The organism is Streptomyces sp. NPDC055078 (assembly GCF_053607985.1).
Genome location: NZ_JBSGUP010000318.1, coordinates 1 through 9,229, shown reverse-complemented (window position 1 = coordinate 9,229; position 9,229 = coordinate 1). Strand labels below are relative to the sequence as shown.

The following is a 9,229-nucleotide window of genomic DNA, read 5'->3' as shown; positions in this document are numbered from 1 at the left end:
CCACAGCACCATGGTGATGTGGCCGATACAGCCGGCCCAGATGTTGTCGGCGCCGGAGAGGAGCGCGGTCGCGTCGGGGTTGAGGACCTCGTCGCAACTGGACCAGATGGCGGTGTAGTCGGTGGGGCCGGGCGTCTCGTCCCCGGAGTTGAGAGCCGCCAGGAACGGGCTGTACATGAGCATGTCCTGACAGGACGGCTGGACGGGAGCGCAGAACTCCGTGCCGATGCCGCCGTGGTTGCCGCCGGCGATCGAGACGAAGTCGTCGACGTACTGGGTTCCGCCGAGGAACTTCAGATACCAGCGGACCATGGGCGCGCCCATGGAGTGGGTGACGATGTCGACCTTCGCGGCGCCGGTGCGGGCGCGCAGCACCGCGACCTCCTCGACGACCTCGGCAGCGCTCTCCTCAAGGCTCTGCCAGGTGTTGTAGTTCATCATCTGCAGCGAGTCGGGGTCCCAGCCCTCTCGTTCGAAATCGGCGATCATGTCGGTCCAGGTGCTGGGCCCGTCCGTGTAGACGCCGTGGACGAACAGCACCGGGTCGTGGGTTGTGGCCTGAGCGGGCGCGGCCGGCAGGACGACGACGGAGGCGAGCGCGCAGACGACCGCCACGACGACCATCCGGAATCTGGCGAGCATTCTTCCCATGAGGCAGCTCTCTCTGGTGCGTTGGGGAGTGAGCGGGCCCACCGGCCCGGCCCGGGGACGGCGCCGCGGGCCATGACCGTCAGGCAGGCCCGTTGGGGCGCACTGCGAGCGGGCATCGCCCGCGGACGGAAGGTGAGGGGGTGCGCGGGCCCGGCGCGCGAGCATCGCCAGTCCCGGACCGTGCACATCACCACCTTTCCCGGCTGTGTGGTCCGGCATGGTGCGGCGGTCGCCGGAGCGGCCCCCGCCGTACGCGGAGAACACGCGAACGCTTCGGTGCGCGCCGCGTTGATGCGAAGGGTCCGGCCGGTGGCCGCGCCGGTCACCACGGCGGTCCGGTCGGTGGGAGGACTCATCCGCGGTGCTCCGGTCGGTGGGAGGACTCATCCGCGGTGCTCCGGACGGGAGTCGGTGGCGGGGTCAGAAGGCGTTGACGCCGGTCAGGGCGCGGCCGATGAGCAGCTTCTGGATCTGGCTGGTGCCTTCGTAGAGGGTCATCACCCGGGCGTCGCGGACATACTTGCCGACCGGGTACTCGTCGACGAAGCCGTAGCCGCCGAACACCTGAAGTGCGTTGTTGGCGGCCTTGACCGCAGCCTCGGATGCGTAGAGCTTGGCGACGGAGGACTCGGTCTGGAACGGCTCGCCTCGGTCGATCAGGTCGGCCACCCGCCAGACCAGCAGCCGGGCGGCGTCCAGTTCGACCCTGATGTCGGCGAGCAGTTCCTGCACCAGCTGGTGGGACGCGATCGGCTTGCCGAACTGCTCGCGCTGAGCGGCGTACTCCACCGCCGCGTCCAGCGACGCCTGGATGATGCCGACGCAGCCGGCCGCCACCGACATCCTGCCCTTGGCCAGCGCGGACATCGCCACCGCGAAGCCCTTGCCCTCGGGCCCGAGCAGCGCGGAGGCGGGCACCCGGACGTTCTCGAAGACCAGCTCGGCCGTCGGCTGGCCGCGCAGGCCGAGCTTGCCGTGGACCGTGCTGCGGGTCAGCCCCGCGGTGTCGGTGGGCACCAGGAAGGCGCTCACCCCGCGGTGGCCCGCCTCGCCCGTGCGGGCGAAGACCAGGGCGATCTCGGCCCAGGTGCCGTTGGTGATGAACATCTTGCTGCCGTCGATCACATAGTCGTCGCCGTCCCGTACGGCCCGGGTGGTCAGACGGCCGGCGTCCGACCCCGTACCGGGCTCGGTCAGGGCGAAGCAGCCCAGTGCGTCGCCGGAGGTCAGCCGGGGCAGCCACTGAAGCTTCTGCTCCTCGGTGCCCCAGTGACGGACGGACTTGGCGACGAGTCCGAGGGACACGGAGACCAGGCCGCGCACGGCGGAGTCCCCCCGTCCCAGCTCCTCCAGGACGAGCGCGTAGGCGAGGTGGTCCCCGCCGGAGCCGCCGTACTCCTCGGGAATGGTCAGACCGAGGAAGCCCAGCGCCCCCAGTTTCTTCACGATGCCGGGGTCGATCTGCTCAGCGCGGTCCCAATCGGTGGCGTGCGGGACGATCTCGCGGTTGACGAAGTCCGCGGCGAGTTCACGGACGGCTGTCTGCTCTTCGGAGAGTTCGAGGTTCACCGTTCTGAATCCTGAAACTAGCAGGGCGAGTTCTGGGGCTCTGGCAGCAGGGAGGCGGCTCCGCTCAGGACGAGGTGAGGTCTTCACCGCGTTCCCGGGGGCGGATGAGCGCCCCTCCCGGCCGAGCGGGAGATCGTGTGCGGGTCCACTCGCGACGCCTCGGGCGGGTCACGGGTCACGGATCGGCGGACGAGCGTGATCGTTACCGGCGGAGGGTGTCTGCCGGTCCCGGCGGGCGTCGGTCCGGAATCCCGGCCGGGCCTGGTCCGGGAGGGCGGCGAGTGGAACGCCGGATCACTTCATGGACTGGCAGTCGTTGATGACGGTGTCGTCGTACTCCGGGTCCAGCTTGGCGTCGAAGTAGCCGACGTTGGCGTCCCAGAGCTTCTTGTCGAGCGCCATCGACCAGATCTTCTTCTCGCTCTCGACGACCTTGCGTGCGGCCTTCTCGGGCAGACCGGTCCACTTGACCATGAGCGTGGTCGCCTCGTCGATGTTCGCGTCGTCGGCGATCCAGTCGATGGTGGTCTTCATGCCGCGGCAGAACTTGCCGATCGTCCCGGGGTGCTCGTCGAAGTACTTCGAGGTGCCGGCGAACACGCCGGTGATGTCGTTCTTGCCGCGCTCACCCAGGGTGCCGGCGGCCGAGTCGCCCAGCATACGGAGTTTGACGCCCTGTGCGAGGAGGCTTTCGTAGGTGGTCAACCCCAGAATGCTGGCATCTGCCTGGCCGTTGGCCAGGGCGGCGGCGGTCGTCTGCGGTGCTCCGGTGCCCATGAAGTTGATCTTGCTGCCGTCGATGCCGAACTCCTTGAGGATCTCAAGGGTGCGCTGCTCGTTGGTGTCACCACGCTGGGGGACGGCGAACTTCTTGCCCGGCAGCTCCTTGAGGGAGGTGATCCCGGAAGCCTCGGTCGCGACGACCACCACGCGGCCTCGCGAGTACGGGCCGATGATCTTCATGGCCTGACCCTGGGCCTTGGCCGGAACGATGACGCCTGTCTGCCCGAAGATGATCTGGGTGCTGCCGCCGATCATGCCGGACAGGATCTCCGGGCCGGACTTGCCGTTGATCAGCTTGACGTTGAGGTCTTCGTCCTTGAAGAAGCCTTTCTCCTCGGCGACGGAGAGGGGGTACGTGAAGAGCGTGCCGGGGAAGGTGCCCACGGCGAGCTGGTCGGAACCGCCGGTGCCGGCCTTGTCCGACCCGCAGGCTGCCGTCGTCAGCACAAGCGCGAGGGCGCCGGAGAGTGCGAGGATCTTTGTCTTCATGATGGGGTGGATCTCCTGCGTCGATGGTGCCCTGGAAACTCAGATGGATGCCCGGAAGCGGTCGTACAGCTCCTGGTAGCGGGGGTGGGCGGCGACGCCCTCCAGGTCGCGCGGCCGCTCGATGTCCACCTCGACGTCGTCGAGGATCCGGCCCTCGCCGAGGAGGACCACACGGTCCGCGAGTGCGATCGCCTCACCCAGGTCATGGGTGACGAAGACGACCGTGCGTTGGGGTCCCGACTGCCACAGTTCGAGGAACTCCTGCTGGACCGAGACACGGGTCCGGGCGTCGAGTGCCGCGAAGGGTTCGTCCATCAGCAGGACGTCGGGATCGAGTGCCCAGGTGCGGGCGAGGGCCACACGCTGGCGCATGCCCTGTGAGAGCTGCCACGGCCACAGCCGTTCGGAGCCGCTGAGGCGGACGCGCCCCAGCCAGTCGCGTGCGACCCGCCGGCGCGTGGCCCGGTCGGTGCCGCGCAGTTCGAGGCCGTACTCGACGTTGCCCTGGGCGGTGCGCCAGGGGAGCAGCGCGTCGCGGGCCAGCATGAAGCCCAGGTGCGGGCGGGCCTCGCGCGGGCTGGTGCCGCGGACCTCGATCGCGCCGGACGACGGCTCGACCAGTGCGGCGATCATGTTGAGCAGAGTCGTCTTGCCGCAGCCGCTGCGCCCGACGAGGGCGACGAACTGCCCGGCGGGGACGTCGAGGTCGATGTCGTGCAGGACGGTTCGGCGCCCGCCCTCGGGGTCGGCGAAGGTGACCCCCGACTTGCGGAGACTGATCATGGTGTCGAAGCGCTGGGCGTTCGCGGCGCCGGTGTGGAGCGTGGAACTGTTCATGAGGTGCTCTCCTCGGATCAGTGGTCGGCGGGGGGCTGCCAGCCGAGGAGTCGCCTCTCGATGGCGGCCATGAACTGGTTCAGTACGACGGCGATGCCGGCGAGCAGGAGCAGGATCGCGTACACCGCTTCGAGGCGGAACAGCGACGAGTACTCCGCGATCAGCTGGCCCAGACCGTCCTCGGCTGCGATCAGCTCCGAGCCCACGACGCCGAGGAGTGCGTAGATCAGCCCGAGCCGGAGCGACGCGAGGATGGCGGGCGTGGCGACCGGGAGCATCACCTTCCAGAACAGGTGCCGCTTCTTGGCGCCGAGGACGGCGGACAGGCGCAGCCACTCGGAGTCGGCGGACCGTACCCCGGCCCGGGACGCGGAGAGCACGATGAAGAACACGAGCGTGCTGGCCAGGGCCACCTTGGCCTGGACGCCGATGCCGAAGGCGACGATGAAGAACGGCGCCAGGGCGATACGCGGCATCGCGTTGGCGGCGTCCAGGAACGGCGCGAGGATCCGCTCAAGCGTCGGGAGGAGGCCGAGCGTGATGCCGACGACGACCCCGACCGTGCTGGCCAGGACCCAGGCGATCGCGACGGCGAGCATGGTGGCCTGGGCGTTGGACCACAGCTCGCCGTTCTCGACGGCCTCGACGAGGTAGTCCCACGACTGCTCCGGCGACTTGGCGAGTACGGGGGTGATCCACTGGTTGCGCGCGGTCAGGTCCCACGCGACCAGCCAGACGGCGACGAGCACGAGCTGGGCGGCACGGACCAGCAGCGTCGCCCTCGACACGCGCAGCCGCCTCGGCTGCCGGCTTTTGGGCGAGGCGGGAATGCCGGCACCCGGGGGCACGTCGTCCTGACGGTGTGTCGACTGCTCGCTGGCAGTGATCTGCGACAAGATGGTCTCCTCAACGTACGGCGGGCCGGCACCATTCGGTGCCGGGCTCGAAGCGAGCCAGGTAGCCGCCCGGGATCGCGCCGACCGCGAAGAGCCGGCAGAAGGCGCTCTGCACGGGGCCGAACCGGCTCGCGTCGATGCCGAGGCCACGCCTCACATCGACGCCCGCGAGACCGGCGATGGTCTTGCCCGCGAACTTCGGCATCAGGAGCAGCGAGAGCGTCGTCACGACGATCCAGGCTCGGAACCTCACGGCCGAGCAACGTGCAGTGGACGGGGTTGTGGCCGAAAATATGCGGTCGACAGCCATGGGCGGCCTTCCTCGGAGGATGAGCGACTCGGCGTGGGGCAGGCCCCACGCGAAATCCGCGGCGTCGGCCCGGCGCACGGGTCGCTGGGCTGTGCCGCTTCCGTGAAGTGAACCACCTCCTGAGCACCCCCACAAGAGTCATGCCTATCGGTCATTAACTTATGGCGTCCTTCTCAGCGTGCAGTGCACCTAACCGATCAAATGCCAGCTCACCTGCCATGGCGGTGGCGGGTGCTCGGATGCGTCGGTCGGTCCACAACCTGGCGGCCGAAGGCGACGATCTCGTCCTGGTGCGCGGGCGGGCCGCGGGCTCGAAAACTCGTCGCCGCTGGTCAAGCGGCGTAGCCGTACTCGATGAGAGTGCCGCCGACGACGCGGGTGCGCAGAAGCCCCGGTTGTCCGGATCCCGCACGGTGGGGGTTGCGCCCGGGCGTCGGCAGTCAGTTGATTCCGGGATCCGGGAGGTGTCGGCGTCTGCTCGCGCGGGCCGGACCTGCGGGGTGCGTCTGCTTGCGCGGGCCGGACCTCCGGGGTGTGTCTGCCGGCTCCGAACGGACGGCCCGGCTTCTTCCCGTGGCCCTGGGCATGGTCGTGTTCCCTCTCGGGACGAGGATCATCCGCCCTCAGTCAAACAGGGGCACCACCACCCCACACGCGGGCGACCCGCTGTCGTTTGCCCCGTTCCGGCAGGGAAGCCGCAGGTCACCAGACCGCTGCGGGCCGGACGGAGCGGGGCGCCCCACCATGCGTCTCCGCCCTGAGCGCACGGTGAAACTGCCGTAGTCGGTCAGGCGGAGGCCAGGCACGCCGCGCCGATGAGGCCCGCGGCCGGGCCGAGGGCGGCGGGCAGCAGAGGCGGAGCGTCCGGGCGGGCCGCGCTGCCTTCGGCGTAGGCGGACTCCATTGCCGACCGCATCGGGCCACGCGCCGTGCCGAGGCCGCCGCCGAGAATGATCGCGGCGGGGTCCAGCAGCTTGACGGCCATGGCGAGCACGGTGCCGAGGGCGGCTCCCGCGGTGGCGAGGACGCGGATCGCGTCCGGGTCGCCGCGGTCCGCCAGCTCGGTCACCTCGCGGGCGCCAGGGGTGGTGACCCCGCCGAGCGCGCTGCGCCGGTCACCGATGCCGCGGCCCGAGCAGTACGCCTCCAGGCTGCCACCCCAGCCGGGGTCGACCGACGCCGGGACCTCGAACCCGCCCAGCGCGATCGCCTCACCGCGCCGCCCCGGTAGGGGAGTTCCACCGAGCACCAGGGTGGACGAGAGCCCGGTGCCCAGTGACACGTAGAGGAAATGCTCCAGGTCGCGCCCGGCGCCGTAACGGGCCTCGCCCAGTGCCCCGCAGCGTACGTCGGAGCCGACCGCGACGGGTGTTCCGGGCAGTTCGGCGCGCAGCACCCGCTGTGGCTGGATGTCCCAGGCGAGTACTTCACGGCTGGTCAGCAGCCCGTCGGGGGCGACGTATTCGGGAAAGCCCGCGCCCAGGGCGCTGACGGTGAGTCCGCGCCGGTCCGCCTCGGCGAGCAGCGCGCGGGCGGCGGCAGCGGTGCCGGCCAGATCCGGGTCGCGCAGCCGCCCGTCGACCGCTGTGGGCCGCTCGTCACGGTGCAGTACGGTGCCGTCGGCAGCCACCAGGCCCGCGGCGATCTTGGTTCCGCCGACGTCCAGGGCGGCGGTGACTTCGGTGGTGCTCACAGAATCCCTCTTTCGTCCGCGGCACAGCCGCGAGCTGACGCGGTGTCAGTCCGTGGTCCGGTGCAGCGTCGCCTCGAAGCGGTACGCGTCACCCCGGTACACCGCGCGGCCCAGCAGCACCGGGACGTCCTGCGGATCACAGGTGACCTCCTCGCCGACCAGGACGGGTGTGCCCGCCGGGACCCGCAGCAGTTCCGCCAGTGCCGGGTCTGCGCCGTCCGCCCGCGCCGTGTACGCACTGCGCATCACCCGGATTCCGGCGACCTCCTCCAGCACCGCGAAGAGGGAGCGGTCGGTCAGGTCCGCGGTCTCCAGCCCGGGTGCCCGGGACCGGACCAGCACCGTCGTGTCGACACACACCGGCACCTCGTCGAGCCCGCGCAGCCGGGAGATCTCCAGGACCTCGGAGGCGGGCGCCACCCTCAGCCGGGCGGACTCGTCGTAGGTCGCGGGGCGGACCCCGCGGTGCAGCAGCCGTGCGGTGGGCCGCAGCCCGCGCTCGCGGGCGATCTCGGTGAAGCTCCTGAGGAGGCTCGGCGGTTCGCTGACCACATCGGTCGAGACAAACCAGCCGCGCTGGGCGGAGGCATGGACCCGCCCCTCGGTTTCGAGTCTCGCCAGCGCCTGCCGGAGGCTGCTGCGGCTCACCCCGACCCGGGCGGCCAGAGCGCGCTCGCCGGGCAGCCGACTGCCCGGCACCCAGACCCGGCGGTCGAGGAGCTGTACCAGTTCGTGGTGGGCGAGTTGGACGGCGGGCCCCGCGTCCGGTGGAGCGTCGTGTTCGGTCACGGCAGGAAAATACCAGAGCAACCAGTAATCGAACCAGATGTAAATCTGGTACAGACTCTGGACTATCTGGTCTGAACTACTTCATAATCCGGACAGCGCCGAAGGTGCGGAATATTCCATTCCTCTTTCGGGGCGTCCATCCTCCGTGCTGCCCTCAACCCGCAGAGCCAAGGAAGTCTCAGATGCCGGTGTCTTCGCCTGTCCGCCTCGCCGTGATCGGCGCGGGAACCATCTCCCAGTCGGTGCACCTGCCCGCTGTCCAGCGCCTCGGCGAGCATTTCGAGCTCGCGACCGTCTGCGACCTGTCGCCCTCCCGGGCCGCACAGGTCGCCGCCCGGGCCGGTGCGGGCGTCCGCGCCACCCATAGCTACGACACGGTCCTGGCCGACGCGGACATCGACGCCGTGCTGCTGGCCACCCCGGGCACGCACGCCCGTGCCGCCCGTGCCGCGCTGGAAGCCGGAAAGCACGTACTCGCCGAGAAGCCGCTCTGCCTCACCACCGCCGAGGCCGAGGAACTGGGCGCGCTGGCCGAGTCCAGGGGCCTGGTCCTCCAGGTCGGCTACATGAAGATGTACGACCCGCTGACCGAGGTCGCCGCCGCCGAGCTGGCCCGGCTCGACACCCCGCGCACCGTCCGCGTCACCGTGCTCCACCCGGCGGACGAGCCCCAGGTCGAGCATCTGCGCATGTCCCGCCCCGCCGACGACGCCGACATGTCGGCGGTCGATGCGGAGCTGGCCTACGAGGCCGAGCGCACCGCCGAGGCCCTCGGCGAGGTCCCCGCCCCGCTCGCCGCCTACTACCGCGACGTCCTCAACGGATCGGTCATCCACGAACTCTCGGTGCTGCGCGCCCTCGGCTTCACCCTGCCCACCGCCTTCGACTCCGCCGAGCTGTGGCCCTGGCCGGTCCAGGGAGAGCCGCCGTGCCTGCTGGCCACCGGCGATCTGGGCGACGGCGCCAAGCTGGTCATCAACTGGAACTGGCTGCCGGACCACCCCGAGTACGGCGAGGAGATCGCGGTACTGGCACGCGACGGGCGGCTGCGCCTGGACATGGCGGCCCCCTACCTGGTCGATGTGCGCAGCTCACTGCGGGTGGAGCGGGCGGAGAACGGCGTACGCCACGACTCCACCGTCACACACGGCTACGACACCGGCTTCGTCCGCCAGCTCGAACAGTTCGCCGCCTCCGTGCGCGACGGCGCCC

General features: G+C 70.3%; 9 protein-coding genes. 1 reads left to right on the top strand and 8 read right to left on the bottom strand.

What is annotated here, in order from left to right:
- The 8 genes from ACWF94_RS24255 to ACWF94_RS24220 form a co-directional block, all read right to left on the bottom strand.
- Positions 1–651 (bottom strand): esterase/lipase family protein (locus ACWF94_RS24255; RefSeq protein WP_453492174.1); only part of this gene is annotated, 651 nt, incomplete at its 3' end.
- Positions 652–1,071: 420 nt separating this feature from the next.
- Positions 1,072–2,220: an acyl-CoA dehydrogenase family protein gene (locus ACWF94_RS24250; protein WP_453492171.1), complete on the bottom strand. Its 1,149-nt coding sequence runs from the start codon at positions 2,218–2,220 to the stop codon at positions 1,072–1,074.
- 294 nt (positions 2,221–2,514) lie between these two features.
- On the bottom strand, positions 2,515–3,492 hold the full coding sequence (locus tag ACWF94_RS24245; protein WP_453492168.1) for an ABC transporter substrate-binding protein: 978 nt from the start codon (positions 3,490–3,492) through the stop codon (positions 2,515–2,517).
- A gap of 39 nt (positions 3,493–3,531) precedes the next feature.
- On the bottom strand, positions 3,532–4,329 hold the full coding sequence (locus ACWF94_RS24240; RefSeq protein ID WP_453492165.1) for an ABC transporter ATP-binding protein: 798 nt from the start codon (positions 4,327–4,329) through the stop codon (positions 3,532–3,534).
- A gap of 17 nt (positions 4,330–4,346) precedes the next feature.
- A complete protein-coding gene (locus ACWF94_RS24235; RefSeq protein WP_453492162.1) occupies positions 4,347–5,225 on the bottom strand; it encodes an ABC transporter permease in 879 nt (292 codons plus the stop codon).
- A gap of 10 nt (positions 5,226–5,235) precedes the next feature.
- On the bottom strand, positions 5,236–5,478 hold the full coding sequence (locus ACWF94_RS24230) for a hypothetical protein (protein ID WP_453492159.1): 243 nt from the start codon (positions 5,476–5,478) through the stop codon (positions 5,236–5,238).
- Between the two features lie 844 nt (positions 5,479–6,322).
- Positions 6,323–7,228, bottom strand: a complete 906-nt coding sequence (locus ACWF94_RS24225; RefSeq protein ID WP_453492156.1) for an ROK family protein — start codon at positions 7,226–7,228, stop codon at positions 6,323–6,325.
- A gap of 45 nt (positions 7,229–7,273) precedes the next feature.
- The gene (locus ACWF94_RS24220) at positions 7,274–8,017 is read right to left on the bottom strand and encodes a GntR family transcriptional regulator (protein WP_453492153.1); all 744 of its coding nucleotides are present in this window, start codon (positions 8,015–8,017) and stop codon (positions 7,274–7,276) included.
- A 182-nt stretch (positions 8,018–8,199) separates the two neighbouring features.
- Between ACWF94_RS24220 and ACWF94_RS24215 the strand changes: the two genes are divergently transcribed.
- Positions 8,200–9,229, top strand: a 1,030-nt coding sequence (locus tag ACWF94_RS24215) for a Gfo/Idh/MocA family protein (RefSeq protein WP_453492150.1), incomplete at its 3' end; no start/stop codon positions are given.

Coding starts and splice junctions, on each gene's coding strand:
- ACWF94_RS24240 (WP_453492165.1), bottom strand. CDS start 4,329: ATGAACAGTTCCACGCTCCACACCGGCGCCGCGAACGCCCAGCGCTTC.
- ACWF94_RS24245 (WP_453492168.1), bottom strand. CDS start 3,492: ATGAAGACAAAGATCCTCGCACTCTCCGGCGCCCTCGCGCTTGTGCTG.